The organism is Achromobacter sp. CSND-B12, from assembly GCF_052906545.1.
The window spans coordinates 5,683,050-5,709,832 of record NZ_JBREGJ010000001.1 but is presented as its reverse complement, the minus strand read 5'-3'; the positions used below and the strand labels follow the sequence as shown (position 1 = coordinate 5,709,832).

The window sequence follows — 26,783 nt, the reverse complement described above, 5'->3', positions numbered from 1 at the left end:
CCCCTTGCCCATGAACGCCATCACTCCCGCCGCCCACGAACCGCAAGCGCCCGACGCCCTGGCGGCGGCGGTCGCCGCGCTGGAGGAAGACATCGTCTTCGGCCGGCTGCATCCGCGCGAGCGGCTGACCGAGGACGAGCTGATGGCGCGCTTCGACATGAAGCGCCACGCGGTGCGCCAGGTGCTGGTGGAGTTGGAACTGCTGGGCGTGGTCGAGCGCAAGCGCAACGTCGGCGCGGTGGTGCGGGCCTTCTCGGCGCGCGAGGTGATGGAGCTGTACGCGCTGCGTGAGGTGCTGGAGGTGCACGCCGCCAGCCTGATGCCGCTGCCGGTGCCGCCCGCGCGGCTGGCGGCGTTGACGGCGGTGCAGCGCGAGCACGACGCCGCCGTGGCCGATGGCGACGCGCGCCGCGTGTTCCGCAGCAACCAGCGCTTTCACCGCGAGTTGTTCGGGCTGCTGGACAACGCGGTGCTGGGCCAGGCCATCGAGGAATACGCGCGCCGCACCCATCCGATCCGCTTCGGTTCGCTGGCGGCCGCCAATTACCGCGAACGCGCCCGCCAGGAACACTGGGCCATGATCCACGCCCTGCGCGACGGCGACCGCGCCGCGCTGATGACGCTGTGCCGCGAGCACCTGCTGCCCTCGCGCGACGCCTACCTCGCGTCGGAACAGGCGCGCCGCGGCGCCTGAGGCCGCCCCCGCCGCGACCTCAACGCGCCTCTTCAGCCAGATACTGCCGCAGCATCGCCACCAGCGCCGCGGCCGCCGGCGGCAGGCTGCGGTTGCGCGCCGTCACCAGCCCGATCGAGCGTTCGGCCACGGGGCCGGTCAGCGGCCGCTGCACGATGCCGTTCTGCGCCACCGCGCCGGCCGCGATTTCCGGCAATGCCGCCACCCCGAAACCGCACTCCACCATCGCCACGATGGTGGTCAGGTGTTCGGCCTCGAAGGCCGGCGTGAAGCGGATGCGGTTCTGCAGGAAGGCCCATTCGGTGTACTGGCGCACGCTGCTCGGATGCACCATCGACACGTGCGCCGCGCCGGCCGTGTCGGCCCAGCGCAGTGGCCCCCTGGATCGCGCCAGCGGATGCGCCTCGGGGATCAGCAGCAGGAAGCTGTCGGACATCAGCGGCTGGTAATGCAGGTCGGCGTGCTGCGGATCGGCGGCGGTCAGCGCGAAGTCCACGTCGCCGGCGCGCACCAGGTCGAAGGCCGGCCCCGACAGCGTGTCGCGCACCTTCAGCGCCACCTGCGGATGCGCCTGGCGGTAGGCCATCAACACCCGCGGCAACAGGCGCGCGGCCAGCGACGGCAGCGCCGCCACCGACACCTGGCCGTGCTCGGCGCTGGCGATGCCGCTGACCGCGGCAATGGCGTCGCGGAAGGCCACCTGCAGGGCGGCGGCCTGCTGCATGAAGACCTCGCCCGCCGCCGTCAGCCGCACGGTGCGGGTGGTGCGGTCGAACAGCCGCACGCCCAGCGCCTCCTCGATGCGCTGGATCTGCGTGGACAGGGCCGACTGCGACAGGTGCAACTGCGCCGCCGCCTGGCGGAAGTTGAGGGTGCGACCCAGCACCAGGGTGGTGTCGATGTCGCGCATCGAAAGATTGATCTGCATGCCGTCCTGCGCCTGGCTCATTGATCCGATTTATCGATTATTCTATCCAAAAAATCTGATTCATCAATCAAACAAGCTTCTCTACACTCGGCGCCCAATACAGTCATGCGCGCCGACACAAGCGCGGGCACAGACGAGAGATGCAACAGCGGGTTCAGAACAAGGAGCAAACCATGCAGACGGACGCGAAGGCCCTGCCCAATCCGGGCGCGGCGCATGCGGTGGTGGTGGGCGGCGGCACCATGGGCGCCGACGTGGCGGTGGTGCTGACGCGCGCCGCCTGCCGCACGACGGTGATCGAGCCGGACGCGGCGCGCGCGGCCGCATTGCCGGCGCGGGTGGCGGAGAACCTCAAGACCATCGGCCGCGAGGCCCAGGTGGCGCAACTGGCCACGGCGGCCAGCCTGGACCAGGTGGACTGGGCCAGCGTCGACCTGGTGATCGAATGCGTGCCGGAGCGGCTGGACATCAAGCAGGCGCTGTTCGCCGAGCTGGTGCGCCGGGCGCGGCCCGACGCCATCCTGGCGAGCAACAGTTCCAGTTTCCCGATCAGCGCCATCGGCCAGGGCCTGGCCACGCGCGAGCGCATGCTGGGCCTGCACTTCTTCATGCCGGCGCACCTGGTGCCGCTGGTCGAGGTGGTGATGGCCGAGACCAGCGACGAGGCCCGCGCCGACGCGCTGATCGCCTTCATGCGCCGCTGCGGCAGCGTGCCGGTCAAGGTGCGCCAGGACCTGCCCGGTTTTCTCGCCAATCGCCTGCAGCATGCGTTGTCGCGCGAGGCCTTCAACCTGATCGACCGCGGCATCGCCTCGCCCGAGGACGTGGACGCGGCGGTGCGCTTCGGTTTCGGTTTCCGCTTCCTGGCGGCCGGCCCGGTGATGCAGCGCGACCACGCCGGCATCGACGTGCACGCGGCGGCGGGCGCGACCATGTACCCGACGTTCTGCAATGACGACCATCCGGCGCGCTGCCTGACCGAGCGCGCCGCCGACGGCCGCCACGGTATGAAGGCGGGCGAAGGCTTCTATGCCTGGACGCCGGAGACCATCGCCGCCGAGCGCGCGCGCTATGACCGGCTGCTGCGCGCGGGCCTGGACCTGATTGCGCCGGAACTGCCGGAGATCCAGCCGTGAGCGCCGTCCAGTTCCCCCGCCCCGCCCTGGCCGAGTTGCCCGTCATCGTGACGGTGGCGCCCAACGGCGCCTACAAGAAGGCCGCCGACCATCCGGCGGTGCCGCTGACGGCCGAGGCCCTGGCGCAGGAAGCCCGCGCCTGCCTGGATGCGGGCGCGGCAATGATGCACATGCACGTGCGCAAGCCGGACGGCAGCCATCTGCTGGACGCGCAGGCCTACCGCGATGCGCTGGCGGCCGTGCGCCGCGCGGTCGGCGACGAGCTGCTGGTGCAGGTGACGAGCGAGGCGGCCGGCGTGTACAAGGCGGCCGAGCAGATGGCGCTGGTGCGCGAGCTGCAGCCGGAAGCGGTGTCGATCGGCCTGCGCGAGATCGCCGTGCCGGAGATTCCGGAAGACGAGCTTGCGGCGTTCCTGGCCTGGGTGGCAGAGCGGCGCATCATGACGCAGATCATTCTGTACGACGAGGGCGATGTGCGGCGCTGGCTGTCGCTGCGCGCGCGGGGGCTGGTGCCGCCGGGCGCGTGGTCGGTGCTGTTCGTGCTGGGGCGCTACAGCGTGGGACAGACGTCGTCGGCCTATGACCTGCTGCCGTTCCTGGCGGCCTACGATCATTCGCTGCCGTGGGCGGTGTGCGCGTTCGGGGCGCAGGAGAATGCCTGCGTGACGACGGCAGCGGCGTTCGGGGGGCATATGCGAGTGGGGTTCGAGAATAATCTGAAGCTGCGGGATGGTTCGGTGGCTTCGGGAAATGGCGAGTTGGTGCGGCAGGCGGTGGAAGGGGCGATTGCTTTGGGGCGGCCGGTGGCGGATGCCGCCGAGGCGCGGCGGATCTATGGGGCGATTGGTTAGCGGTTGATTGATACGGCCTGTATTTGATTGCTGGCCATGGACATCTTGCTTGGGCCGCCCTGCGCGGCCTGCATGGACATACGCGATCCGTTCGCGGTCGCGGGTCCCGGGGGCTGGGTTCGCGTTCAGTCGCTTATTGAGTGGGGATGAGTGGGGAGTGCGCTGTTCCTCTCGTTATATATATCAGCACATAATGCCACCGCGAATTATTGCGCTGTGGTGCAACATTGACGCGTCTGAAACGCATCTGCTAAAAACTTCGACATCCGCACGTTAAACGCAATACCCCGACTGTCTGGTGAGGTGGTGTGTGTCAAACGAGTCTGATGGCTACACGAAGCCGCAGGAACTGCGAAGTTTTCTGTTCCTGACGGCGGTCATGGCCCCCGTTCTTACGGTGATCATCGTCGCGGGCTACGGTTTCATGGTTTGGTTCTATCAGTTGTTTGCCGGTCCGCCGGGCAGCTGATGCGTACCGACGGAACCGACCCCATGTCCGCGCATCCTTCCCCGGCCGCCGCGCCGGCTTCCCCCGAATTGCATATCGCCAGCCTGGTCGTGCATGCCACGCCGCGGCGGCTGGACGAGGTGCGCCTTGCGGTGCTCGCGATCGCGGGCGCCGAGATCCATGGCGCGTCCGAGACGGGCAAGCTGGTGGTGACGCTGGAAGCCCCCTCCACTGACGACATGATGGCGCGGATCTCGCAGATCCAGCGACTGGATGGCGTGCTGGCGTCGGCGCTGGTGTACCAGCACGCCGACACGCTGGCCGCGATGAACGAGGAGATCGACGATGGCAATGGCCCGTAGGGATTTCATCAAGCAGTCCGCCGCCGCCGCGGCCGCCACGGTGGCGGGGATTCCGGTGGTGGGCTACACGCAGAACATCGTGACCGAGTCGGAGGCGGCCAAGCTCAAGTGGTCCAAGGCGCCCTGTAGGTTCTGCGGGACCGGTTGCGGCGTGAACGTCGCGGTCAAGGACAACCAGGTGGTGGCCACGCATGGCGACTTCAATGCCGAGGTCAACAAGGGGCTGAACTGCGTCAAGGGCTATTTCCTGTCCAAGATCATGTACGGCAACGACCGGCTGACGCAGCCGCTGCTGCGCATGAAGGACGGCAAGTACGCCAAGGATGGCGAGTTCGCGCCGGTGTCGTGGGACCAGGCCTTCGACGTGATGGCCGAGCAGTTCAAGCGCGTGCTCAAGGACAAGGGGCCGGAGGCCGTCGGCATGTTCGGCTCGGGCCAGTGGACGGTGTGGGAAGGCTATGCCGCGCTCAAGCTGATGAAGGCGGGGTTCCGCTCCAACAACCTGGACCCGAACGCGCGCCACTGCATGGCGTCGGCGGCGGTGGGGTTCATGCGGACCTTCGGCGCCGACGAGCCGATGGGCTGTTATGACGATATCGAGAACGCCGACGTGTTCGTCCTGTGGGGCTCGAACATGGCGGAGATGCATCCGATCCTGTGGACCCGCGTCACCGACCGGCGGCTGTCGGCGCCCAAGACCAAGGTGGCGGTGCTGTCGACCTTCGAGCACCGCTCCTACGAGCTGGCCGACCTGACACTGACCTTCACGCCGCAGACCGACCTGGCGATCCTGAACTACATCGCCAACCACATCATCCAGACCAAGCGCGTGAACCGCGAGTTCGTCGACAAGCACACGGTGTTCCGCGAGGGCAATACCGATATCGGCTACGGGCTGCGGCCCGACCATCCGCTGCAGAAGGCGGCCAAGAACGCCAACGACGCCGGCGGCTCCAAGCCGATGACGTTCGACGAGTTCGCCAAGTTCGTGTCGCGCTACGACCTGGACTACACCGCCAAGCTGACGGGCGTGCCGAAGAAGTCGCTGCAGGACCTGGCCGAAATGTACGCCGACCCCAAGCTGCGGGTGACGTCGTTCTGGACCATGGGCTTTAACCAGCACACGCGCGGGGTGTGGGCCAACAACATGGTCTACAACATCCACCTGCTGACCGGCAAGATCTCGACGCCGGGCAACAGTCCGTTCTCGCTGACCGGCCAGCCCTCGGCCTGTGGCACGGCGCGCGAGGTTGGCACGTTCTCGCATCGGCTGCCGGCCGACCTGGTGGTGACCAATCCCAAGCACCGCGCCCACGCCGAGGAAATCTGGCAGTTGCCGGCCGGCACCATCCCGGAGAAGGTCGGGGCGCACGCGGTGCTGCAGAACCGCATGCTGAAAGACGGCAAGATCAACGCCTACTGGGTGATGGTCAACAACAACATGCAGGCGGCCGCCAACCTGATGAACGAGGGGCTGCCGGGCTACCGCAATCCGGACAACTTCATCGTCGTGTCCGACGCCTACCCGACCGTCACCACCATCTCGGCCGACCTGATCCTGCCGGCCGCCATGTGGGTGGAGAAGGAAGGCGCCTACGGCAACGCCGAGCGCCGCACGCAGTTCTGGCACCAGTTGGTCAACGCGCCGGGCCAGGCGCGTTCCGACCTGTGGCAGCTGATGGAGTTTTCCAAGCGCTTCAAGGTCGAGGAAGTCTGGCCGGCCGACCTGCTGGCCAAGAAACCCGAATACCGCGACAAGACCCTGTTCGACGTGCTGTTCGCCAACGGCAAGGTCAACCGCTATCCCAACACCGAGCGCGACAAGGACTACGCCAACCAGGAGGCCGATGCCTTCGGCTTCTATGCGCAGAAGGGGCTGTTCGAGGAATATGCCGAATTCGGCCGCGGCCACGGCCACGACCTGGCGCCCTTCGACACCTACCACGAGGTGCGCGGATTGCGCTGGCCGGTGGTCAAGGGCAAGGAAACGCTGTGGCGCTACCGCGAGGGCAGCGATCCGTACGTCAAGCCGGGCGCCGGCTTCGAGTTCTACGGCAACCCGGACGGCCGCGCCATCATCTATGCCCTGCCCTACGAGCCGCCCCCCGAATCGCCGGACAAGGAATATCCGTTCTGGCTGTCGACCGGACGGGTGCTGGAACACTGGCACTCCGGCTCGATGACGCGGCGGGTGCCCGAGCTGTACCGGGCCTTTCCCAACGCGGTCTGTTTCATGCACCCGGACGACGCGCAGGCCATGGGCCTGCGGCGCGGGGTCGAGGTCGAGATCATCTCGCGGCGCGGCAAGATGCGCACCCGGCTGGAAACGCGCGGGCGCGACAAGCCGCCGCGCGGCCTGGTGTTCGTGCCGTGGTTCGATGCCGGCCAGCTGATCAACAAGGTCACGCTGGACGCCACCGACCCGATCTCGTTCCAGACCGACTTCAAGAAGTGCGCGGTCAAGATCGTCAAGGTCTGACGCACCGGAGACAGCCATGAATCGACGCGCCCTCGCTTTCGTATTGTGCGCAGCCTGTAGCATCGCGGCCTGGGCCGCGCCGCCGTTCGAGGTACAGGACCCGATGCGCGGCCCCACGCCCATCGCCGACGAGACCGACCCGCCGCTGATCAGCCCGATCGAGAACAAGGACATCAAGCGGATGCGCACCTATTCGATGCAACCGCCCACCATCCCGCACAGCATCGACGGCTACCAGATCGACAAGAACTTCAACCGCTGCCTGGCCTGCCACGCCCGCGTCAACACCGAGGAGACCCAGGCGCCGCCGCTGAGCGTGACCCACTACATGGATCGCGACAGCAACGTGCTGGCCGAGGTGTCGCCGCGGCGCTACTTCTGCGTGCAGTGCCACGTGCCGCAGGCCGAGGCCAAACCGCTGGTGTCCAACACCTACCAGGACATCGACGTGATCCTCAAGCGCCTGACCGCCCCGGCGTCCGACAAGAAGTAAGGCACGGGGAACCGCCATGGTCAAACTCATCAAGCGCTACTGGAACATCATCCGCCGGCCCAGCGTGCACTTCAGCCTGGGTTTCCTGACGGTGGGCGGCTTCATCGGCGGCATCCTGTTCTGGGGCGCCTTCAACACCGCCATGGAATTCACCAACACCGAGAAGTTCTGCACCGGCTGCCACGAGATGCGCGACAACGTCTACGCCGAACTCAAGGGCACCATCCACTTCACCAACCGCTCGGGCGTGCGCGCCCTGTGTTCCGACTGCCACGTGCCGCACAACTGGACCGACAAGATCGCCCGCAAGATGCAAGCGTCCAAGGAGGTCTGGGGCAAGATCTTCGGCACCATCGACACGCGCGAGAAATTCGTCGACAAGCGGCTGGAGCTGGCCAGGCACGAATGGGCCCGCTTCAAGGCCAACGATTCGCTGGAATGCCGCAACTGCCACAACTACGACTACATGGATTTCACGCGCCAGAGCGTGCGCGCCCAGAACATGCATTCGACCTACCTGGCCGACAAGAGCAAGACCTGCATCGACTGCCACAAGGGCATCGCCCACAAGTTGCCCAACATTCCGCCCGGCGAACTGTCGTCGGTGCCCGGCCTGAACGGAACGGAAAGCCCGCATGCGGCCCGCTGATCCACCCTTCGCCGCCCTGGCCGGCGCCGGGACGGACAGCGCCAACGCCGCGGCGGACGCCGGCCTGCGCGCGTTCGGCCTGGTCGGCCGGCGCGGCGCGGCGGCCCCCATCGACCTGGCGCTGGCTCCCGGCCAGCTGCTGCGGGTGCGCGGCGCCAACGGCAGCGGCAAGACCAGCCTGTTGCGCATGCTGGCCGGCCTGCTGCGGCCGCTGGCGGGCGGCGTGCAATGGCGCGGCCGCGACATCCGCCGCGATCCGGCCGCCTACTATGCGCAGATGGCATTCCTGTCGCACGGCAACGGGCTGTGCGGCGAACTGAGCGCGGCCGACAACCTGCGCTATGCGCTGGCGATCGCCGGCGCGCCCGCGGTCGACGCCGGCCCGGCGCTGCGCGCCTGGCGCCTGCAGGCCTGCGCCGACCAGCCGGCGGCGCGCCTGTCGCAAGGCCAGGGCCGACGGCTGGCGCTGGCCGCCACGGTGCTGGCGCGCAAGCCGCTGTGGCTGCTGGACGAGCCCGACGCGGGGCTGGACGCCGCCAGCCTCGCGCTGCTGGACCAGGCGCTGGCCGCGCACCTGGCCGGCGGCGGCCTGGCCGTGGTGGCCTCGCACCGCCCCCCGGACCTGGCCTTGGCCGACACGCAAACCCTGGACATGGACGACTACGCCGATGCTGGCAACGCTGTGGCAGTTGGCGCGCCGTGAACTGCGGCTGGCCTGGAGGCGGCCGGCGGAAACGCTGGGCGCGACGCTGTTCTTCGTGGTGGCGGGTTCGCTGTTCCCGCTGGCCATCGGCCCCGACCCGGCGCTGCTGGCGGCCATCGGCCCGGGCGTGCTGTGGGTCTGCGCCCTGCTCGGCATCCTGCTGACGCTGCAACGCCCCTTCGCCCAGGACTACGACAACGGCGCGCTGGAGCAGCTGCTGGTGTCGCCGCACCCCCTGCCCGTGCTGGTGGCCACCAAGCTGGCCGCGCACTGGTTCAGCAGCTGCCTGCCGCTGATCCTGGCCAGCCCGGTGCTGGCGCTGCAGTTCGGCCTGACGCCGGGCGCCATCGGCGTGCTGGCGTTGTCGCTGCTGCTGGGCACGCCGACGCTGGCGCTGGTCGGCGGGCTGGGCGCGGCGCTGACGCTGGGCCTGCGCGGCGGCGCGCTGCTGCCGCTGCTGGTGCTGCCGCTGTACGTGCCGGTGCTGATCTTCGGCAGCGGCGCGGTGGCGGCCGTCCACGCCGGCCTGGGCGCCGGCCCGCAATTGTCGTTGCTGGGCGCCGGCCTGTGCCTGGCGCTGCTGCTGTGCCCGTGGAGCGCCTCGGCCGCGCTGCGCGTGGCGTTGGACTGAGGACCGGCCATCATGCATTTGCCCCCGCATCTCACCCTGCTGCCGACCCCGCCCGCGCGTCCCGGCTGGCTGCGCTACGCCGCGCCGCAGCGCTTCTATCCTCTGGCCGGCAGGCTGATCCCGTGGCTGGCGCTGGCCGCGGCGCTGTTCGCCGCCGCCGGCCTCTACGTGGGCCTGGTCAAGGCCCCGGTCGACAGCCAGCAGGGCGAGGTCTACCGCATCCTCTTCATCCACGTGGCGGCGGCCTGGATGTCGATGTTCCTGTACCTGGTGATGGCGCTGTACGCCGCGCTCGGCCTGATCCTGCAGACGCGGCTGTCGTTCATGATGATGCGGGCGCTGGCGCCCACCGGCGCCCTGTTCACGTTCCTGACGCTGTGGACCGGCGCGCTGTGGGGCAAGCCGACCTGGGGCGCCTGGTGGGTGTGGGACGCGCGCCTGACCTCGGAACTGATCCTGCTGTTCCTGTACCTGGGCTTCATGGCGCTGCAGGCGGCCAGCGACGATCCGCGCCGCGGCGACCGCGGCGGCGCCATCCTGCTGCTGGCCGGCGTGGTCAACGTGCCCATCATCTATTTCTCGGTGCGCTGGTGGAGCACGCTGCACCAGGGCGCCTCGATCAACCTGACCACCGCCCCCAGCATGGCCCGCGTCATGCTGGCGGCCATGCTGCTGATGGTGGCGGCGTTCTGGCTGTACAGCGCGGCCGCGTCGCTGGCGCGGGTGCGCGGCATCATCGCCGAACGCGAGCCGGCCTCGGCCGAACCGCCCCGGGAGCGCCGATGAGCTGGGACGCGCTGTTCTCGTTGCAGGGCCATGGCCCCTACCTGCTGGGCGCCTACGGCGTCACACTCGCCCTGATCGCCTGGGAAGCCGGCACACTGTGGCGCCGGGCGCGGGCGCGCCGCCGCGCCGCCCGCCTGCGCGCCGGGGACGGCCGATGAGCCCGCGCCGGCGCCGCGTGCTGGCGCTGCTGGGCGGCCTGGGCCTGCTGGCCGCGGCCGTCGCGCTGGTGCTCAATGCGCTGCAATCGAACCTGGTGTTCTTCTTCACGCCGACCCAGGTGGCGGCGCGCGAGGCGCCCGCCAGCGGCAGTTTCCGCGTCGGCGGCCTGGTGCAGGAAGGCTCGGTTCAACGCGATGGCCTGCGGCTGCGCTTCATCGTCACCGACACCGCGCACGCGGTTCCCGTCACCTACCAGGGCCTGCTGCCCGACCTGTTCCGCGAGGGCAAGGGCGTGGTGGCCGCAGGCAAGCTCGACGCCGACGGCGTGTTCTATGCCTCGGAGGTGCTGGCCAAGCACGACGAGAACTACATGCCGCCCGAGGCCGCCGACGCGCTCAAGCGGGCCGCCGCTGGCGCCACCAGCAACACGGCGCGGGCGGACGCGCGATGATCCCGGAGATCGGCCTTTTCAGCCTGATCCTGGCGCTGCTGGCGGCGCTGGTGCAAGGCACGCTGCCGCTGGTCGGCGCCGCCACGGCCTGGCGGCCGGGCATGGCGGTGGCGAGGCCGGCGGCCGTGGCGCAGTTCGGCCTGGCCACCGTGGCCATGGGCTGCCTGGCCTGGTCGTTCCTGCAAAACGACTATTCGGTGCTGTACGTGGCGGCCAACTCGCACGCCGACCTGCCCGCCGCCTACCGCTTCGCTGCTGTCTGGGGCGGCCACGAAGGCTCGCTGCTGCTGTGGCTGTACCTGCTCAGCGCCTGGACCCTGGCGGTGGCGCTGCGCAGCGCGCGCCTGCCGCCGGCCTTCGTCGCCCGGGTGCTGGCGGTGATGGGCTGGATCAGCGCCGGCTTCCTGCTGTTCCTGCTGTTCCTGTCCAATCCCTTCGAACGCCTGATGCCGCCGGCCATGGCCGGCCGTGATCTCAACCCGCTGCTGCAGGACCCGGGCATGATCGTGCACCCGCCCATGCTGTACATGGGCTATGTCGGCTTCTCGGTGGCGTTCGCCTTCGCCATCGCGGCGCTGCTGTCGGGCGAGCTGGACGCCCTGTGGGCGCGCTGGGTGCGGCCGTGGACGCTGGCGGCCTGGACCTTCCTGACCATCGGCATCCTGCTCGGCAGCGCCTGGGCCTACTACGTGCTGGGCTGGGGCGGCTGGTGGTTCTGGGACCCGGTCGAGAACGCCTCCTTCATGCCGTGGCTGGCGGGCACCGCGCTGATCCATTCGCTCATCGTCACCGAGCGGCGCGGCGCCTTCCGCAGCTGGACGGTGCTGCTGGCCATCTGCGCGTTCTCGCTCAGCCTGCTGGGTACCTTCCTGGTGCGCTCCGGCGTGCTGACCTCGGTGCACGCCTTCGCGGTCGATCCGGGCCGCGGCCTGTACATCCTGGGTTTCATGACCCTGGTGGTCGGCGGCTCGCTCGCGCTGTACGCCTGGCGCGCGCCCAAGGTCGGCCTGGGCGGCGGTTTCGCCCTGCTGTCGCGCGAATCGCTGCTGCTGGCCAACAACGTGGTGCTGACCGTGGCGGCCGCCTCGGTGCTGCTGGGCACGCTGTATCCAGTGGTGCTGGACGTGCTGGACTGGGGCAAGATCTCGATCGGCCCGCCCTACTTCGAGGCCGTGTTCGTGCCGCTGATGACGCCGGCCATCTTCCTGATGGGCGTCGGCCCGGTGGCGCGCTGGAAGCAGGCCAAGGTGCCCGAGCTGGGCCGGCGCCTGGGCATCGCGTTCGCGGTCAGCGTGGCCACGGCGGTGCTGCTGCCGCTGGCCATGCCCGGCCCGGCGCGGCTGGGCTCGCCGCTGGTGGTCCTGGGCCTGTGGCTGGCGGCCTGGTCGGTCGCCAGCGCGGCGGCGCACGCCTGGCAGCGCCTGACCGACGGCGACGGCCACTGGCCGCGGCGGCTGGCGCGCCAGCCGCGCGCCTGGTACGGCATGCTGCTGGCCCACGCCGGCATCGGCGTCTTCATCGCCGGCGCCACCCTGGCCAACGGCTACGAGGTCAAGCAGGAACTGCGGCTGGAGCTGGGCGCCGAGCAGGAGGCTGGCGGCTACCGCTTCACCTTCACCGCGCTGGCGCCCGCCAGCGGCCCCAACTACAGCGCGCAGCGCGCCGAGTTCCGCGTCACCCGCGCCGACGGCCAGCCCGTGACCACGCTGTACCCGGAAAAGCGCCACTACACGGTGCAGGACATGCCGCTGAGCCAGGCCGCGATCGACAGCGGTTTCTCCCGCGACCTGTTCGTGGCGCTGGGCGAACCGGCCGGCGCCACGGCCTGGACGGTGCGCATCCAGGTCAAGCCGTTCATGGCGTGGATCTGGTCGGGCTGCCTGCTGATGGCGCTCGGCGGCCTGCTGGCGGCGGGCGACAGGCGCTACCGCCAGGAAACGGTGCGCGCGCCCCATCCCCGCGCCGGCGCCATGCCGGCCGCCTCGCGCGAGGGCTACTGACATGCTGCGCTACCTGGTGCCGCTCGCCGTCTTCCTGGCCATGGCCGTCTTCCTGGCCATGGGCCTGTCGCGCGATCCGCGCGCCGTGCCCTCGGCCATGATCGACAAGCCCGCTCCCGCCATCGGCCTGCCGCTGCTGCAGGCGCCGGGCGAGCGGCTGGAGGTGCAATCGATGCGCGGCAAGGTCTGGCTGCTGAACGTGTGGGCCTCGTGGTGCGCGCCGTGCCGCGAGGAATTGCCGGTGCTGCGGGAAGTTGCGCAGCGCCACGGCGTGCCGCTGTACGGCCTGAACTACAAGGACAAGCCGGAAGACGCGCGTGCCTGGCTGGCACGCCATGGCAATCCGTACCAGGCCTCCGCCAGCGACGTCGACGGCCGCGTCGGCATCGAATACGGTGTGTACGGCGTGCCCGAGACCTTCGTCATCGATGGCGCCGGCCGTATCCGCTACCGGCAACTGGGCCTGATCACGCCGGAGATCTGGCGCACGCGGTTGCAACCGATGATCGAGGCGCTGCAATGAGGCAGCGGCCAACCCCTCGCGCTGGCGCCTGGCGCCCGCCTCGATCTCCCGGCAAGACCGGCGGCCGGGCCGCAGGACGCCCTGGCCGCCGCCCGTTGCGCTGGTTGGCCGCGCCCTTGCTGGCGCTGTGGTTGGCGGCGTGGCTGGCCGCGCCGGTCCAGGCCCAGCCGCCGTTTCCCCCGCTGCCACCCGCGCTGGAGCAACGCGCCGAACGACTGGCGCACGGCCTGCGCTGCCTGGTGTGCCAGAACCAGTCGCTGGCCGAATCCAACGCGCCGCTGGCGCACGACATGCGCAACCTGATCCGCAGCCAGCTGGCCGAAGGCCGCAGCGACGCCCAGATCATGCGTTTCTTCGAAGACCGCTACGGCGATTTCGTGCGCTACGAGCCGCCCTTCAAGCCGATCACCTGGCTGCTGTGGCTGGGCCCGTTCGCGCTGCTGGCGCTGGGCTTCGCGGTGCTGTGGCGCACCGTGGCGCGACGGCCCCGCAGCCGCGCGCCGCTGACCGCCGATGAACGCGCCCGCGCGGCCCGCTACCTGGATACCGGATCATGACGCCGCTCTGGCTTGCCGTGCTGGGCTTGCTCCTGGCCACCCTGCTGTGCCTGGTGCCGCCGCTGTTGCGGCGCCCGCCACCGACGCGCGACGACGCGGCCGACAGCGGCCTGCGCGCCTTCTATCTGGCGCAGCGCGAACAATTGCGGCGCGACCAGCGCGACGGCGCCCTGAGCGCCGATGCGGCCATGCGCGCCGACGAGGAACTGCAACGCGACCTGCTGCAGGACCTGGCCCAACGCCACCCCGGCCGCGCGGCGGTCGGCGGCCAACGCGCCGGCATCGCCGCCGCCTGCCTGCTGAGCCTGGCGCTGCCGCTGGCGGCGGCCCTGCTCTACAACCACCTGGGCAACCCGCGCGCCGCCGCCAGCGCCGCCACGGCCGTCACCGCCGAACCCCATGCCGGCGACGACGGCGACACCATGGCGCTGGCCATCAACGCGCTGGCCCAGCGCCTGCGCGCCACGCCCGACGACGCCGACGGCTGGTACACGCTGGCGCGCTCCTACGAAACGCTGGGCCGCTACGGCGACGCGGCCGCCGCCTATCGCGAAGTGCTGCGGCTGGTCCCGGCGCAGCCGCAGGTGCTGGCCGACCTGGCGGACGCGCTGCTATCGGCCAACCAGGGCGCGCCGGACGCCGCCTCGATCGCGGCGGTGGCGCAGGCGCTGGCCGCCAATCCGGACCAGCCCAAGGCCCTGGCGCTGGCCGGCATGATGGCCCTGCGCCGTGGCGACGCCGCCCAGGCGCTGGAATACTGGCAACGCCTGCAGGCGCTGCTGCCGCCGGACTCCGAAGCCGCGCGCCAGATCGAATCCAATATCGCGCAGGCGCGCGCGGTCGCATCGGCAAGCGGCGCGCCGCCTGCGACGCCAGGCCGGATGCCCGGCCAGATGCCAGCCCAAACCCAGGCAGCGGCAATGGCAGCCGCGCAGTCCTCGCCTCCTCAAACGTCCGCCGTCAAGCCGCCCGCGAGCCTGGCCGCCGCCCCGGGCAGCGTCAGCGGCCAGGCGCGCATCGCGCCCGCCTTGATGGCCCAGGTGCAAGCGACCGACACCGTCTTCATCCTGGCGCGCCCCGCCTCGGGGTCGCGCATGCCACTGGCCGTGTTGCGGCTGCGCGCCGCCGATCTGCCGCGCGCCTTCACGCTCGACGACAGCAATGCCATGTCGCCGCAGGCGCTGCTGTCCAGCGCCGGCCGCGTGCGCGTCGAGATCCGCGTCAGCCGCTCGGGCACGGCGATGCCGCAGCCCGGCGACCTGGGCGGCACGCCGGTGGCAACCGACGTGCCGGCCGGCGGGCTGGAACTGGTGGCCGACACCGTGCTGCGCTAGCGCGCCGGGGCCGCTCGCCGCCGCCAGCGGCGGCGTCGTCCCGGCATCACCGCGCGGCCTCAGGCCCGCTCGATGCGCGCCGGCAACCCTTGCCGCACCGCCGCGCCCGAGACCCAGTCGATCCAGACGTTGGCATGATCGCCGCGCGTCGCGTCGCCGAAGCCCAGGTCGTTCAGGTTCACGCCCGCCGCCAGCGCCGGATCGTGCGGCATCGGCTTGCCATCGACCAGGTGGGCGCGCGCGCCCAGTTCGGTGTGGCCATAGCCGTGCTCGATGCCGACCGCGCCCGGCTGGATGCCGTCGCGCAGCAGCGCCAGGCCGGTCACCGCGCCGCCCGGCGTGACGATGCGCACCCGATCGCCGTTGCGCAGGCCCAGCCGCTCGCCGTCCTGCCGATTGATCGACACCGGATTGTGCGGATGCACCTGGCGCAGCCGGTCCACGCCGATCGACATCGAACTCATCAGGTTGGACTTGAACGAACTCAACAGGAACGGCCAGTCCGCCCGCGGATACTGCTGGCGCACGTCGCGTCCGTCGGCCAGCCGCGCCGGATACCAGGTGGGGCAGCCGCTGTAGCGCTCGCCCGTCATGGCATGGCGGAACCCGGCCAATTCCTCGCTCCACACCTGCAAGGGCTTGGCCCAGGCCTGGCGGGTCTGGCCGGCATCGGTCCAGGCGTCGCGCACGCGATCGAAACGTCCGCCGCGGCTCATCACCATGGCCACGCGGCGCCACTCCTCGGGCTTGAGCTTGCCTTGCAGCGCATCGCGGTAGCGCGCCACGCCGGTCAGCTCAAGATCGTCGTCGCTGGCCTCGGGCACCGGCCGCCCGGCGCCGAAGGCGATGTTGGCGATGCCGCGCAGGAAGAAATCCTCGGCCGTGTCCAGCGGATAGCGGTTGCCGTCCGCATCGGCGATGGCGTTGGCGCCGAAGCCCGGCATGCCGATGCGCTTGGCGCAGGCGATCAGGAACGACTCCAGGCACACCGGGGCGCCGTCGGCGGTGCGCGCCACGCGGGGTTCGACCGCCGGCCAGCGCACCGTCGACGCCTTGGCCACCACGTCGGCCCACGGCGCCGACACGCCCCAGCTTTCGTAGGTGACGGTGTCGGGAACGATGTAGTCGGCCAGCGCGTTGGTCTCGTTGATGAACGGATTGATCGACACCGCCAGCGGCAGGATCTTCGGGTCCTTCAGCTTGTCCAGCAGCACGTTCCTGAACCCGGCAATGCCGTAGATCGGGTTGCTCATGTGATTGAACCAGACCTTGGCGCGATACGGATAGCCCGCCAGCGCCGACGCCAGCATCTCGGAGCTCAGGCCGCCCGTGGCCGGATACCAGGGTGCGGCGGCCGGATAGACCGGCTGGCCGGCGGCCTGCTTGCGCTTGAACTCGCTCGACTTCTCGTACGGAAAGCGGTTGCGCGACAGGGCCACGCCCTTGGGCGTGGCGCGGTTGACGAAGCCCGCGATGTTGTAGCGCGGCCCGGCGCCGTAGGGCGGGAACGGGCCGGCGTCCAGCACCAGGCCACCCTCGACGTTGAGGTTGCCCACCAGCGTGTTGAGCATGGCGATGGCGTAGGCGGTGTAGAAGCCCGCCCCGCTCATGGTGCCGCCATGCGCATCCGCCACGGCGCGCTTGCCGTGGCTGGTGAAGCGCTCGGCCAGTTCGGCGATCTTGGCCGCCGGCACGCCGCACAGGGCGGCGTATTCGTCCAGCGACTTGCGATGCGCCTCCTGGCGCAGCAGCGACAGCGCGCTGCACACGCGCAGCGCGGCCGGCGCGCCCGCCAGGCCCGGCGCCGCCACCGCCTCGTCCACGAACAGCGTGGCAGGCATGGCGCCGGTATGCGGCGCCAGCGTGCCGTCCTCCAGGCGCACCACGTACACGTCCTCCCACTTTTCACCGGCATCGGCCGGCTTGGCCCAGCCCAGGTCGGCGCCGCGCAGGAAACTGCCCTGGCGCGGATGGCCGGGCTCGGCGATCACCAGGTGCGTGGCGTTGGTCCATGCCGCCTCGCCCGCCGCCTTCATGGCCGCCGGGCCGGGCTGCGCCAGCGCGCGCGCGTCGAAGCGCTCGTGGTCCAGGATCCAGCGGATCAGGCCCATCGCCAGCGCCAGGTCGCTGGCCGGATTGACCGGAACCCATTCATTGCCCGAGCCGGCCGACAGGCTGGAGGACGCGGGCAGCATCGGCGACACCACCACATAGGTGAAGCCGGCCTCCTCGGGCCGGGTGCGGGCCTCGGCCAGCTGGCGCGCCTGGCGCTGGAACGGGTTGCCGGCCTGCGCCGGCGCCGCGCCGATGAACAGGCCGAAGCGGGCGTTGTCCCAATCCGGCTTGCCGTGCGGCATGCCCTTCAGGTCGCCCAGCGCCGCGCCCGCGCCGACGCGGAAGCTCTGCCCGCAATAGGAACCGTGGTTGCTGAAATTGACGGTGCCGAACGACTGGCCGGCAAAGCGCTGGATGAGCGGCGTGCGGCCTTCGTTGGAGGCATCGGTGAACAGGAACTGGTTGACCTTGGCGCCGTACTCCGGATTGGCCGGATCCAGCGGCGTGTCGCGGTCGAAGATGGCGCGCAGGCCATCGACGTGGCCCTCGCCGAACAGGTCGCCGCCTTCGCACACCTCCTGCACCAACTGCTCGAAGGAAATCGTCTGCCACTTGCCTTCGCCGCGGCCGCCGACGCGCTTGAGCGGCTGGAGCACGCGGTACGGGCTGTGCATCTGCTCCAGCATGGCCGAACCGCGCGCACAGGACGTGGCGCGGCCTTCCAGGCCGTTGTCGCCGCCCAGTTGCGCGTAGGTCTCGCGCACCGGCGCGTCCATCGCGGCCGGGCGCGTGGTGGCCAGCGGGTGATACGGGTTGCCGGCCACCCGCAGGATGCGGTTGGCCTTGGTATCGACGCGCAGCCGCACGCCGCACTGCGTCCAGCAGCCCAGGCAGCTGGAGGGGCTGACGGTCTGGCCCGGCTGGGTCGACAGCAGGCCCGTGACCGGGTCGATGCGGAATTCCGGCGTCAGCGAATTGCCGCGCACCGCATGCGCGGTGGGCACGCCGGCGGTGCCCTGCGCCAGGCCCTTGACGGCCTTGGCGACGGTCTCGCCGTAGCCGGCCGCGAAGGCGGCCATGCCGCCGGCGACCACGCCGCCGCGCGCGATCAGCTTGCGGCGCGCGGCGTTGTCGGGTTGATCGGGCCCGTCGGCATGGGCGGGGATATCGTCTTGGTGAGGCTTGTCCATGGTCATCTCGATGCGAATTCTTGTCGGGCCGGCGGCATCAGGCCGCCAGGCCGCGGGTGCGGGCCGGGAACAGTTCCAGCGCATAGGTCACGGCGGCCACCAGCGCGACGCACAGGCCCAGCACGCCGATCATGCCGAGCAGGCCGTCGCTGCCCCAGGGCATGTCGTACAGGTACAGGCCGGCGCCGTACTTGGGCACGCCCTGCACGCTCATGAACACGACCCAGCGGAAGATCCACGCAGCCGCCAGCATGGTCAGCGCCAGCGCGGCCGACGGCAACGGCGCCGCCAGGGTGCGCGGCGCGCGCTGCAGCAGCGCGATCATGCAGAACGCGGTGGCCACGGCGCCGGCCAGGCTGGCGCGCCACACGGGGAACTCGCCGAACAGCCGCAACGCCGCGTCGAACGAGGCATCCACGCCCAGCAGTCCCAGCAGGATCCAGGCGCCCGCGCCGATGGCCATCATCACCACCGACGTCACGCCGAGGCGGCGCAGCAGCTCGACGGGCAAGGCCGCCATGCCACCGGGCAGCCAGCGCCCCACCAGGAACATCGCCCCCAGCGCGCCCAGCCAGGCGGTCAGCGCGAAGTTCAGCGGCAGGAACGGCGTGTGCCACAGCGGACGGGCGCGCAGCACCATGACCTCGGCCCCGGTGTAGACCAGGATCGACACGGCCGACAGCGCCAACGCCAGCGCCAGCAGGCGCACCCAGACCATGCGCCCCCACCACCAGGCGGCGCAGAACAGCACGGCCAGCCCGGTGAAGACCGGCAGCAGCAGCGCCCCCAGCCACATCCACGACCACGGCGTGAGCCGGGTATAGAAGTGCCAGAAGCGGCCCGGCTGGTGCAGGTCGGCCAGCAGCGAGACCGGCGCGGCAATGGCGCACACCAGCAGCACGGTCACGGCGGCCGGCAGCAACCGGCGGGCCGGCGATCCCGCCTCGCCAAAGGCGGCGCCGGCGGCCGTCAGCGCGGCGGTGGCGGCGATGCCGATAAGAAAGAAATACTGCACCGCCCAGGGCAGCCAGGCGGCGTCGTAGACCGGGGTCAACAATTCGGTGATCTGCATGAGGCTCCCCTTCTCAATGGCCGCCGGCCAGGCGCACGCCGGCCTGGCCGTCGATGTGGTGCACGAAGGCATCGGGCAGGCCGATGTAATAGACGTGGGGATCGGTCTTCATCTCGGGCTTGAGCACCTTGATGTCGGCGCGATGCTCGGCCATCAGCCGCGAGATCGCGCTGTCGGGGTCGTTCAGGTCGCCGATGATGCGCGCGCCGCCCACGCAGCTTTCGACACAGGCCGGCAGCAGGCCGGCTTCGAGCCGGTGCTCGCAGAAGGTGCACTTGTCGGCGGTCTGGGTGTCGTGATTGATGAAACGGGCGTCGTACGGACAGGCCTGCACGCAATAGCCGCAGCCGACGCAGCGCTCGTTGTCGACCAGCACGATGCCGTCCTCGCGCTGGAAGGTGGCCTGCACCGGGCAGACGGGCACGCAGGGCGGGTTGTCGCAGTGGTTGCACAGGCGCGGCAGCATCACCATGGCGCAGGGGCTGCCGTTGTCGGGCTGGACTTCGTATTGCAGGACGGTGGTGCGGAACTGGCCGACGGGCGGCAGATTTTCCAGCGAACAGCTGACCGTACAGGACTGGCAGCCGATGCATTTGCGCAGGTCGACCAACATGCCGTAGCGCTTGCCGGGAATGCCGGGACGACGGGGAGGTTGCTGGTTGATGCCGGTGCCGGCTTCGGCACGGATGGGGATGATGGTCGCCGCGGCGCTCAGGCCGAGCAGGTTCTTCAGGAAACCGCGTTTGCCCGGGAGGGGGACTTCGGGTGGGGGGTGAGGCACAGACTTCTCCGCGAATTATGTCGTTGTGCCATTAACTTATCGCTTTTAGTTATATAGAGAGTTGATGCCGATCAATAGGGGACGGGTTTATTTAAGACCTTTCTTACCCACCTGCCTCGAAAGACCGCAGATACTCCCGATCCAGGTGAAGAAACGCGACCAGCAGCCCCGCGACCGCCGGATAGAAGCGGAAGGCCAGGGTGTCCACGCCGTCCACCAGGGCCTGCCAGTGCGCGACCCAGGGCATCAGCGCGGCGTCCAGATAGGCCGCCTGCTCCCCCGCGCAGGCGGCGACGTCATTCGCCCGCCCGCCCTCCCGGCTCCAGCGCGCCAGCGCCGCCAGGATGACGGCAATGTGGTCTTCGGGCTCCTTGAACTGCGCATCCAGCCGCAACTGGCTGGACTCCAGGAACGCGCGCATCAGCCGCGCCGGCTCGCCGTACAGCTGCCCACCTTCCTCCAGGTAATGCGAGGCGTAGGGAATGGGCGCCGCCCGCCCCTCCAGCAGGAACAGCGCGGCGAAGTCGGCCGCGTTTTCCAACGGCGCGTCGGGGTGCCCCGCCCATGCCTTGAACACGGCGGCCACGGCATCGGCCTGCCGGCCAAGCCCAAGCGCCTTGAACACCACCAGCAAATGATCGGCCCCGCCGCCCTGGCACAAGGCCATGGCGGCGGGTTCCATTTCCCTGGCAAAAACGGTGGAAAACCACCCATACAGCTGCGAACGCAGCTGGCAGGCCGCGCCCCAGTCCGGGTCGGATAATGCAAGGTTCAACGCATGCTCCATGAAATCACAGGATCCACACCGGCCGGCGTTCCGCGCCGGCCGAGGCCTCAATGCCGGGCCAGCGCCTTGCCATCGATATCCACCTCGGTCGGGCCGCCGAACGCGGTCACCGGTGGCGCCACGCCCTTGTACGGTTCGATTTCCACCAGGCAGGTGTTGGGGCTTGGCCCCTGCGCCAGCTCGGAGGTGCCGACGTCCAGCGTCAGCGTGTTGGGATCGCCATAGGTGTCCAGCGCGCCGATCTCCGGCCCGGTCGGCCCATACCAGGCGCCCTCCTGGATGCGCACCACCCCGGGGGGGAAGTTGGCCGAAAGCGACGCGCCGGCCAGCAATTGCCCACGGTCGTTGAACACCCGCACCAGGTCGCCATGCTTGATGCCGCGCTGACGGGCATCGTCGGGATTGAGGTAGACCGGTTCGCGCCCCTGGATGGTGTAGGTGGCGCGCCGCGAGGGCGATTCGCAGGTTTGTGAATGCAGGCGGGTATCCGGATGCGCCGACTGCAGCCAGAGCGGGAATTTGTCCGATCGCGGACCGTTGTGGGAGCGTTCGGCCTTTTCCATCCAGACCGGATGCCCTTTGCAATCGCGGTAGCCAAAGCCGGCGATCTTGCGGCTGTAGATCTCGATGAACCCCGACGGCGTGCCCAGCGCGTTGACCTCGGGGTCTTCGCGGAAATCGGCGTGGCGCACCCACGGTTTGCCCTCCGGGAACAGCACGTAGCCCTGCTCCCAGAATTGCGCGAACGGCGGCATGTCGAAGCCCTTGCCGGCATTTTCCTTGCGGCAATCCTCGTACAGCGACTCGACCCACTGCATCTCGTTCATGTTGCGCGTGTATTCCACGTCGCGTCCCATGCGCTTGCAGAAGTCCGTCCAGATATCGAAGTCCGAGCGCGAGTGGTACAGCGGATCGACCAGTTTGTGCATGGCGATCACGCCGCGGTTCGAATAGGAACCGTAAGCGTCGATGTCATTGCGCTCGTAGGGGGTGCAGGCCGGCAGCACGATATCGGCGAAGCGGCAGGTGGCGGTCCAGTTGTAGTCGATGGCCACCACCGTTTCCAGCTTCTGGTACGCGCGCTTCATGCGATTGCGGTCCTGTTGCCGGTGCCACTGGTTGCAGCCCGAGAAGATCGCCACCTTGTACGGCGGCAGCTTGACCTTGTGGCCATTGAAGTTGATTTCCTTGCCCGGTTCCAGCAAGGCGTCGATCACCCGCGACACCGGCACGACGGCGCTGTACCCCTGGTAGTCGTCGTTCTCGTGCCGGGGTTTGCGGCCGGTATCCAGGTTCAGCGGAAACGCGCCCGGCATCGACGCGCCCGAGGCCGACACGCCCACCGAACTGTAGTGGTGCGAATAACTGATGCCGCCCCCGGGCAGGCCGATCTGGCCCAGCATCGCGGCCAGGATCGCGCCCATCCAGTAAGGCTGCTCGCCATGCTGCTGGCGCTGGATCGCCCAACCGAACATCAGCTGCGTGCGATTGGCCGCCATCAGGCGCGCCAGCTCGCGGATGCGCTGCGCCGGCACGCCGCAGATCGACGCGGCCCATTCCGGGGTGCGTTCGATCTTGTCCTCGGTCTTGCCCTCGACGTAGGCGATGAACTCGTCGAAGCCGACCGCATAGGTCTCGAGGAACTTGGCATCGTACAGGTTCTCTTTCCACAAGGTGTGGGCAATGCCCAGCATGAAGGCCACGTCGGTCAGCGGATTGACGTACTGGTGCTCGCAGTCCAGGTAGTTGCGCGTCTTGCTTTTCACCGGATCGACGCAGATCACCGTGATTTCACGCTTCGCGACCTTCTGCCTGAGCTGCTCGAAATAGGCATAGGCCTCGTGCGTTTCGGTGTTCCAGCCGACCTGCAGGTTCTTGATCGGATCGCTGGCCCAGAACACCAGCACCCGCGTTTCCTTGAGGATGATGTCCCACGACGTGCCCTGCGAATACACCTCGGTCGAACCCAGCACGTAGGGCAGGATGGTCTGGCCGGCCCCGGTCGAGTAGTCGCCCGCGGTGCCGACGCTATAGCCGTGCATGCCCATGGCGCGCAGCATGTGGTTGCCGCAGCTGTGCATCAGCCCCACCGAGCGCCAGCCGACGTTGCCCACATGCAGCGCCCAGGGGCCATGGTCGCGCTGCACCCGCTCGAGCTCGTCGTAGACCAGGTCCAGCGCCTCGTCCCAGCCGACCCGGATGAAGCGGTTGTCGCCGCGCAGCGCCTGGCCCGCGGCGCCGCGCTTGCGATACCAGTCGAGCCGCACCATCGGATAGCGCACCCGCGAGGCGCTGTAGAGCACGTCCAGCGTGCCATCGAGGATCGGCGTCGGATGCTTGTCGAACTCGAAAGGCTTGATTTCCACGACGCGGCCGGCCACGACCCGGGCGCGGAATGCGCCCCAGTGCGCGCCGGAGAACCGCCAGCGGCCCGGGCCGGCATCCTCATCGCCAAGCGTGGCGGCGCGCAGCACGCGGCCATTGCGCAACAGCGGCGGCACCACCATGGAGCCCAGCGAGGCGGCGACACCACCCAGGAAACGACGACGGGAGAGTTTCATGTCTTTCTCAGTGGGCCGCGGCCACACTGTCCTTTGCAGCAAAATCGGAGGAATGCAGTTGCAGGTATTTCAGGACCAGCTTGGCGGTCTGGTCGTCCATGTTGGTGAAGCCGACCATGCCGCCGAACAGCCCGGGCCATTGGTTGGCGTCGTGCGAGGCCTCGTTCGGCTGGCGGTGGCAGACGCTGCAGCTCTGCGAATAGCTCTTCCTGGCCGCCGTCCAGATCGGCGCGACGTCAGCCACCAGGCCGCCGCCGCGCAGCCAGACCGTGGCGGCGATCTTCTGCCATTGCAGGCCGGTCACATCGTCGATCCGGCTTTCGATGACATGGACCACGCCGTCGTCGCGCGACACCTCCTGGCTCAGCACGGCGCTGGTGATGTTCAGGCCGAACTGGCCGTACAGCACCCGGGCGTAACCCTTGTTCTTCCTCCAGAGTTGCAATTCGACCTGCACCGCGTCCTTTTTCTTCTGCAGCACCTTCACGCCGGTGGCGATCTCGATGGCGCCGATCTCGCGGTCCAGGCCCTCGTCCGCGTAGATCGGCTGCGGCATGACGCTGTAGTACTCGCGGCCGGCGTCGATGGCCGCGCCGCGCGCGTCGGCCGTGAGCGCCGCCAGCGCCGGGTTGCCCTGTGACTTGACCTCGGGCAATCGGTGCGCGATGCCCTTGTGGCAGTCGACGCAACTGGCATTGCGCTCGGCCGCGCCGTGCATGGTGGTCTGCGAGGTCACCCGCATCTTGTCGAAATCCATGCTGGCGTAATCGTGGCAGTTGCGGCATTCCTTGGAATTGTTGGCCTTGAAGCGGGCCCACTCGCGCGTGGCCAGCACGATGCGGTGTTCCTGGAATTTCTCGGGCGTGCCGATCGTGCCCATCAGGTGTCCCAGCACTTCGCGCGAGGCCTGCATCTTGCGCGCGACCTTCGAGGTGAAGTCATGCGGCACGTGGCAGTCCGGACAGTGGGCGCGCACGCCCGAACGGTTTTTCCAATGCACGCTCTGCTGCAGTTCCGGCAGCACGGTGTCGCGCATCGAGTGGCAGGAAATACAGAACGCCTCGGTGTTGGTGGCGTTCATGCCGGTGTTGAACAGCGCCAGGAACGTGACGCCGCCCAGGAACCCGCCGATGACCAGCACGCCCAGGCCGATGCGGGTGGCGGGGCGCAGCAACAGCGCGCCCATCCATTGGATGATGGATTTGGCGATCTTGAAGGGATTTTTCATGTCGGTGGCTCAGGCTGCGTTTTTCTCGGACGGCGCATTCATGTCGGCGGCCCCCAGAACAGGATTTGACCGAACCAGACGATGAATCCGTACACGCAGATCATCAGAAACGCCACGACGGGACACGCTACAAAGGCCAGCGACAGGAACTTTGCCCACTCGGCCCCACCACCATTGCTGCTGTGCTTGGGTTTGCTTTTCACGGAGTACAACTATTTGGATATGAACGGCTACTACGTCGAACCGCGCCGCGGCACAAGCAAGGCCGGCGGTCCCCGCGAGGGCCGTTGGCGGTTCGATGCCTTTTCATGATCGACGCGCGGCCGCCCCCCGCATGTTGATCTCCGTCAAGCGCCGCAGGTCGCACGCGCCATCGCGCCCATTACTCAGACCGATCTGAAGCCACGGCCCGCCAGCGGTCGAAAACGCATACGGTCGCGTGGCGATCGGCGCCATGATGCAGCCAACGGTAAACGCGTCCGACATAAATCCAAATGCGCCACGGCCACTCAAAACCGCGGCCTGGATTCATTAATATCCCATCCCGTTATCGGCTTCGCGCCGCCCTTGATGCAGTGGGGATTGTTGTCATGAGTATCTGGATGGGCGCCGGCCATGCTTGAAGCGGAAGGGCTCACCTGTTCGAAAGGAACCCGTCTGCTGTTCGAAGACGTGTCGTTCCAGCTGCGCGCCGGGCAATTGCTGCGCGTGACCGCGCCCAACGGCCATGGCAAGACCAGCCTGCTGCGCATCCTGTGCGGCCTGGCGCGCGCCGACGCCGGCACGGTGTGCTGGCGCGGGGCCGACATCCACCGCCTGGGGCCGGCCTACCGCCAGCACCTGCTCTACCTGGGCCATGCCGACGCCCTCGCCGATTCCCTCACCCCCCTCGAGAACCTGCGCTTCCTGTGCCAGGCCCAGGCCGATGCCGTCAGCACGGCAGCCTGTCGCGACGCCCTCTGCCGGATGGACCTGGCGGCGCTGCTGGACCTGCCGGCGCGTGTGCTGTCGCGCGGCCAGCGGCGCCGCGTGATGCTGGCGCGGCTGTCGCTGCGCCCGGCGCGGCCGCTGTGGATCCTGGACGAACCCTTCAACCTGCTCGACGCGGCCACGGTGGCGGCGCTGACACGGACGCTGGCAAGCCATTGCGACAACGGCGGACGCGTCCTGCTGACCACGCACCAGGAGGTTGCCTTCGACCGGCCGGTGCGCACCCTCGACCTTGGCCCGCACACGCCATGACGTGGCAGGACAGCCTCTTCTTCGCCGTCCTGCGGCGCGACCTGCTGCTGCTTGGCCGCGGCCGGGCCGACGCCATTGTCTCGCTGCTTTTCTTCGTGTTGGTCGCCTGCCTGTTCCCGCTGGGCGTGGGCGCCGATGCGTCCTTGCTGCGCGCGCTCGGACCCGGCGTTCTATGGGTCGCCGCGCTGCTCGCCACGCTGCTGTCGCAGCATCGACTGTTCGCGCAGGACCACGCCGACGGCACGCTCGAACAACTGCTGCTTTCGCCGGGCGCCGCCACGCTCTGGGTGCTGGCCAAGATCACGGCGCACTGGATCGGAACCGGTCTGCCTTTGGTGGCCGTGGCGCCCCTCATGGGCCTGCTGTTTGACCTGGGTCAGTGTTCGCGCCTGACCCTGTCGCTATCTTTCGCGCTGGGAACGCCGGTACTGGCCCTGGTCGGCGCGATCGGCGCCGCGCTGGCCCTCGGGATGCGCGGCGGCGGCGTGCTGCAGGCCCTGTTGCTGCTGCCCTGGTTCGTGCCGGTGCTGATCTTCGGCGCGGGCTCCGTGTCCGCCTGCGCCACGGGCCAGCCGCCCACGACCGCGTTCCTGCTGCTTGGCGGCGCGCTGCTGGCGGCGCTGGCGCTGGCCCCGCCCGCCTGTGTCCTGGCGCTGCGCTTCGCCGTCGAAGAATGAAGATGC

27 protein-coding genes are annotated in these 26,783 nt (G+C 69.3%); 19 read left to right on the top strand and 8 right to left on the bottom strand.

Features of this window, described 5'->3' with window-relative positions; translation table 11 throughout:
• Nucleotides 1-10: 10 nt before the first annotated feature.
• Nucleotides 11-694, top strand: coding sequence for a GntR family transcriptional regulator (locus tag ACUTAG_RS26890; RefSeq protein ID WP_047992859.1), 684 nt, complete (start codon nucleotides 11-13; stop codon nucleotides 692-694).
• A gap of 19 nt (nucleotides 695-713) precedes the next feature.
• On the opposite strand, the gene ACUTAG_RS26885 is transcribed toward ACUTAG_RS26890, so the two are convergent.
• Nucleotides 714-1,622, bottom strand: a complete 909-nt coding sequence (locus tag ACUTAG_RS26885) for a LysR family transcriptional regulator (protein ID WP_035181706.1) — start codon at nucleotides 1,620-1,622, stop codon at nucleotides 714-716.
• Between the two features lie 173 nt (nucleotides 1,623-1,795).
• Between ACUTAG_RS26885 and ACUTAG_RS26880 the strand changes: the two genes are divergently transcribed.
• The 16 genes from ACUTAG_RS26880 (at nucleotide 1,796) to ccmI (ending at nucleotide 15,184) form a co-directional block, all read left to right on the top strand.
• A complete protein-coding gene (locus ACUTAG_RS26880; protein ID WP_020927187.1) occupies nucleotides 1,796-2,758 on the top strand; it encodes a 3-hydroxyacyl-CoA dehydrogenase family protein in 963 nt (320 codons plus the stop codon).
• Nucleotides 2,755-3,609, top strand: coding sequence for a 3-keto-5-aminohexanoate cleavage protein (locus tag ACUTAG_RS26875; protein ID WP_148316701.1), 855 nt, complete (start codon nucleotides 2,755-2,757; stop codon nucleotides 3,607-3,609). The genes ACUTAG_RS26880 and ACUTAG_RS26875 overlap by 4 nt, the downstream gene beginning before the upstream one ends.
• A gap of 310 nt (nucleotides 3,610-3,919) precedes the next feature.
• Nucleotides 3,920-4,078 (top strand): periplasmic nitrate reductase, NapE protein, encoded by a 159-nt coding sequence (napE, locus tag ACUTAG_RS26870; protein WP_006384993.1) that lies wholly within the window; start codon nucleotides 3,920-3,922, stop codon nucleotides 4,076-4,078.
• Nucleotides 4,079-4,101: 23 nt separating this feature from the next.
• Nucleotides 4,102-4,419, top strand: a complete 318-nt coding sequence (locus ACUTAG_RS26865) for a chaperone NapD (RefSeq protein ID WP_006384992.1) — start codon at nucleotides 4,102-4,104, stop codon at nucleotides 4,417-4,419.
• Nucleotides 4,403-6,898, top strand: coding sequence for a periplasmic nitrate reductase subunit alpha (napA, locus tag ACUTAG_RS26860; RefSeq protein ID WP_006384991.1), 2,496 nt, complete (start codon nucleotides 4,403-4,405; stop codon nucleotides 6,896-6,898). The genes ACUTAG_RS26865 and napA overlap by 17 nt, the downstream gene beginning before the upstream one ends.
• Nucleotides 6,899-6,914: 16 nt before the next feature.
• Entirely contained in the window at nucleotides 6,915-7,391 is a 477-nt protein-coding gene (locus ACUTAG_RS26855) for a nitrate reductase cytochrome c-type subunit (RefSeq protein ID WP_006384990.1), read from the top strand.
• 16 nt (nucleotides 7,392-7,407) lie between these two features.
• Complete coding sequence (locus ACUTAG_RS26850; RefSeq protein WP_006384989.1) at nucleotides 7,408-8,040, top strand: cytochrome c3 family protein; 633 nt, start codon at nucleotides 7,408-7,410, stop codon at nucleotides 8,038-8,040.
• Entirely contained in the window at nucleotides 8,027-8,743 is a 717-nt protein-coding gene (ccmA, locus tag ACUTAG_RS26845; RefSeq protein ID WP_020927184.1) for a heme ABC exporter ATP-binding protein CcmA, read from the top strand. The genes ACUTAG_RS26850 and ccmA (ACUTAG_RS26845) overlap by 14 nt, the downstream gene beginning before the upstream one ends.
• Nucleotides 8,709-9,374, top strand: coding sequence for a heme exporter protein CcmB (gene ccmB / locus ACUTAG_RS26840; RefSeq protein ID WP_006394227.1), 666 nt, complete (start codon nucleotides 8,709-8,711; stop codon nucleotides 9,372-9,374). The genes ccmA (ACUTAG_RS26845) and ccmB (ACUTAG_RS26840) overlap by 35 nt, the downstream gene beginning before the upstream one ends.
• Nucleotides 9,375-9,386: 12 nt before the next feature.
• Nucleotides 9,387-10,160 carry a heme ABC transporter permease CcmC gene (gene ccmC, locus ACUTAG_RS26835; protein WP_054448706.1) on the top strand — a complete coding sequence of 258 codons (774 nt, stop codon included), beginning with the start codon at nucleotides 9,387-9,389 and terminating at the stop codon, nucleotides 10,158-10,160.
• On the top strand, nucleotides 10,157-10,318 hold the full coding sequence (gene ccmD, locus ACUTAG_RS26830) for a heme exporter protein CcmD (RefSeq protein ID WP_020927183.1): 162 nt from the start codon (nucleotides 10,157-10,159) through the stop codon (nucleotides 10,316-10,318). The genes ccmC and ccmD overlap by 4 nt, the downstream gene beginning before the upstream one ends.
• Nucleotides 10,315-10,770: a cytochrome c maturation protein CcmE gene (gene ccmE, locus ACUTAG_RS26825; protein WP_107316515.1), complete on the top strand. Its 456-nt coding sequence runs from the start codon at nucleotides 10,315-10,317 to the stop codon at nucleotides 10,768-10,770. The genes ccmD and ccmE overlap by 4 nt, the downstream gene beginning before the upstream one ends.
• Nucleotides 10,767-12,770 (top strand): heme lyase CcmF/NrfE family subunit, encoded by a 2,004-nt coding sequence (locus ACUTAG_RS26820; protein WP_024068523.1) that lies wholly within the window; start codon nucleotides 10,767-10,769, stop codon nucleotides 12,768-12,770. Before ccmE ends, ACUTAG_RS26820 begins: the two co-directional genes overlap by 4 nt.
• 1 nt (nucleotide 12,771) lies before the next feature.
• Entirely contained in the window at nucleotides 12,772-13,293 is a 522-nt protein-coding gene (locus ACUTAG_RS26815; protein ID WP_024068522.1) for a DsbE family thiol:disulfide interchange protein, read from the top strand.
• A gap of 95 nt (nucleotides 13,294-13,388) precedes the next feature.
• The gene (locus ACUTAG_RS26810) at nucleotides 13,389-13,850 is read left to right on the top strand and encodes a cytochrome c-type biogenesis protein (protein WP_108913956.1); all 462 of its coding nucleotides are present in this window, start codon (nucleotides 13,389-13,391) and stop codon (nucleotides 13,848-13,850) included.
• Nucleotides 13,847-15,184 (top strand): c-type cytochrome biogenesis protein CcmI, encoded by a 1,338-nt coding sequence (gene ccmI, locus ACUTAG_RS26805; protein WP_054444562.1) that lies wholly within the window; start codon nucleotides 13,847-13,849, stop codon nucleotides 15,182-15,184. The genes ACUTAG_RS26810 and ccmI overlap by 4 nt, the downstream gene beginning before the upstream one ends.
• Nucleotides 15,185-15,243: 59 nt before the next feature.
• On the opposite strand, the gene ACUTAG_RS26800 is transcribed toward ccmI, so the two are convergent.
• From ACUTAG_RS26800 to ACUTAG_RS26770, 7 genes are all read right to left on the bottom strand, one after another.
• The gene (locus ACUTAG_RS26800) at nucleotides 15,244-18,429 is read right to left on the bottom strand and encodes a tetrathionate reductase subunit A (RefSeq protein ID WP_422109220.1); all 3,186 of its coding nucleotides are present in this window, start codon (nucleotides 18,427-18,429) and stop codon (nucleotides 15,244-15,246) included.
• Nucleotides 18,430-18,466: 37 nt separating this feature from the next.
• Nucleotides 18,467-19,501, bottom strand: coding sequence for an NrfD/PsrC family molybdoenzyme membrane anchor subunit (nrfD, locus tag ACUTAG_RS26795; RefSeq protein WP_024068518.1), 1,035 nt, complete (start codon nucleotides 19,499-19,501; stop codon nucleotides 18,467-18,469).
• A gap of 13 nt (nucleotides 19,502-19,514) precedes the next feature.
• Nucleotides 19,515-20,282, bottom strand: a complete 768-nt coding sequence (gene dsrO / locus ACUTAG_RS26790) for a sulfate reduction electron transfer complex DsrMKJOP subunit DsrO (protein ID WP_006384797.1) — start codon at nucleotides 20,280-20,282, stop codon at nucleotides 19,515-19,517.
• 103 nt (nucleotides 20,283-20,385) lie between these two features.
• Nucleotides 20,386-21,057 carry a molecular chaperone TorD gene (torD, locus tag ACUTAG_RS26785; RefSeq protein ID WP_446650389.1) on the bottom strand — a complete coding sequence of 224 codons (672 nt, stop codon included), beginning with the start codon at nucleotides 21,055-21,057 and terminating at the stop codon, nucleotides 20,386-20,388.
• A gap of 59 nt (nucleotides 21,058-21,116) precedes the next feature.
• Complete coding sequence (torA, locus tag ACUTAG_RS26780) at nucleotides 21,117-23,630, bottom strand: trimethylamine-N-oxide reductase TorA (protein ID WP_020927174.1); 2,514 nt, start codon at nucleotides 23,628-23,630, stop codon at nucleotides 21,117-21,119.
• Between the two features lie 7 nt (nucleotides 23,631-23,637).
• Entirely contained in the window at nucleotides 23,638-24,858 is a 1,221-nt protein-coding gene (torC, locus tag ACUTAG_RS26775) for a pentaheme c-type cytochrome TorC (protein ID WP_006384800.1), read from the bottom strand.
• A gap of 38 nt (nucleotides 24,859-24,896) precedes the next feature.
• Nucleotides 24,897-25,061: a periplasmic nitrate reductase, NapE protein gene (locus ACUTAG_RS26770; protein WP_006384801.1), complete on the bottom strand. Its 165-nt coding sequence runs from the start codon at nucleotides 25,059-25,061 to the stop codon at nucleotides 24,897-24,899.
• A 412-nt stretch (nucleotides 25,062-25,473) separates the two neighbouring features.
• Here ACUTAG_RS26770 and ccmA (ACUTAG_RS26765) point away from each other — a divergent pair, with 412 nt between their 5' ends.
• On the top strand, nucleotides 25,474-26,100 hold the full coding sequence (ccmA, locus tag ACUTAG_RS26765; protein ID WP_006384802.1) for a cytochrome c biogenesis heme-transporting ATPase CcmA: 627 nt from the start codon (nucleotides 25,474-25,476) through the stop codon (nucleotides 26,098-26,100).
• Nucleotides 26,097-26,777, top strand: a complete 681-nt coding sequence (ccmB, locus tag ACUTAG_RS26760) for a heme exporter protein CcmB (RefSeq protein ID WP_054482491.1) — start codon at nucleotides 26,097-26,099, stop codon at nucleotides 26,775-26,777. The genes ccmA (ACUTAG_RS26765) and ccmB (ACUTAG_RS26760) overlap by 4 nt, the downstream gene beginning before the upstream one ends.
• Nucleotides 26,778-26,783: the final 6 nt, after the last annotated feature.

Bases quoted from the DNA above. Each gene is read 5' to 3' on its own strand.
- ccmI (WP_054444562.1), top strand. From the start codon at position 13,847: ATGACGCCGCTCTGGCTTGCCGTGCTGGGCTTGCTCCTGGCCACCCTG.
- torC (WP_006384800.1), bottom strand. From the start codon at position 24,858: ATGAAAAATCCCTTCAAGATCGCCAAATCCATCATCCAATGGATGGGC.
- ACUTAG_RS26890 (WP_047992859.1), top strand. From the start codon at position 11: ATGAACGCCATCACTCCCGCCGCCCACGAACCGCAAGCGCCCGACGCC.
- ACUTAG_RS26885 (WP_035181706.1), bottom strand. From the start codon at position 1,622: ATGCAGATCAATCTTTCGATGCGCGACATCGACACCACCCTGGTGCTG.
- ACUTAG_RS26800 (WP_422109220.1), bottom strand. From the start codon at position 18,429: ATGGACAAGCCTCACCAAGACGATATCCCCGCCCATGCCGACGGGCCC.
- ACUTAG_RS26880 (WP_020927187.1), top strand. From the start codon at position 1,796: ATGCAGACGGACGCGAAGGCCCTGCCCAATCCGGGCGCGGCGCATGCG.
- ACUTAG_RS26865 (WP_006384992.1), top strand. From the start codon at position 4,102: ATGTCCGCGCATCCTTCCCCGGCCGCCGCGCCGGCTTCCCCCGAATTG.
- ACUTAG_RS26815 (WP_024068522.1), top strand. From the start codon at position 12,772: ATGCTGCGCTACCTGGTGCCGCTCGCCGTCTTCCTGGCCATGGCCGTC.
- ACUTAG_RS26855 (WP_006384990.1), top strand. From the start codon at position 6,915: ATGAATCGACGCGCCCTCGCTTTCGTATTGTGCGCAGCCTGTAGCATC.
- ccmE (WP_107316515.1), top strand. From the start codon at position 10,315: ATGAGCCCGCGCCGGCGCCGCGTGCTGGCGCTGCTGGGCGGCCTGGGC.
- ACUTAG_RS26820 (WP_024068523.1), top strand. From the start codon at position 10,767: ATGATCCCGGAGATCGGCCTTTTCAGCCTGATCCTGGCGCTGCTGGCG.
- ACUTAG_RS26850 (WP_006384989.1), top strand. From the start codon at position 7,408: ATGGTCAAACTCATCAAGCGCTACTGGAACATCATCCGCCGGCCCAGC.
- ccmA (WP_020927184.1), top strand. From the start codon at position 8,027: ATGCGGCCCGCTGATCCACCCTTCGCCGCCCTGGCCGGCGCCGGGACG.
- ccmA (WP_006384802.1), top strand. From the start codon at position 25,474: ATGCTTGAAGCGGAAGGGCTCACCTGTTCGAAAGGAACCCGTCTGCTG.
- nrfD (WP_024068518.1), bottom strand. From the start codon at position 19,501: ATGCAGATCACCGAATTGTTGACCCCGGTCTACGACGCCGCCTGGCTG.
- ccmB (WP_006394227.1), top strand. From the start codon at position 8,709: ATGCTGGCAACGCTGTGGCAGTTGGCGCGCCGTGAACTGCGGCTGGCC.
- torA (WP_020927174.1), bottom strand. From the start codon at position 23,630: ATGAAACTCTCCCGTCGTCGTTTCCTGGGTGGTGTCGCCGCCTCGCTG.
- ccmC (WP_054448706.1), top strand. From the start codon at position 9,387: ATGCATTTGCCCCCGCATCTCACCCTGCTGCCGACCCCGCCCGCGCGT.
- ccmD (WP_020927183.1), top strand. From the start codon at position 10,157: ATGAGCTGGGACGCGCTGTTCTCGTTGCAGGGCCATGGCCCCTACCTG.
- napA (WP_006384991.1), top strand. From the start codon at position 4,403: ATGGCAATGGCCCGTAGGGATTTCATCAAGCAGTCCGCCGCCGCCGCG.
- ccmB (WP_054482491.1), top strand. From the start codon at position 26,097: ATGACGTGGCAGGACAGCCTCTTCTTCGCCGTCCTGCGGCGCGACCTG.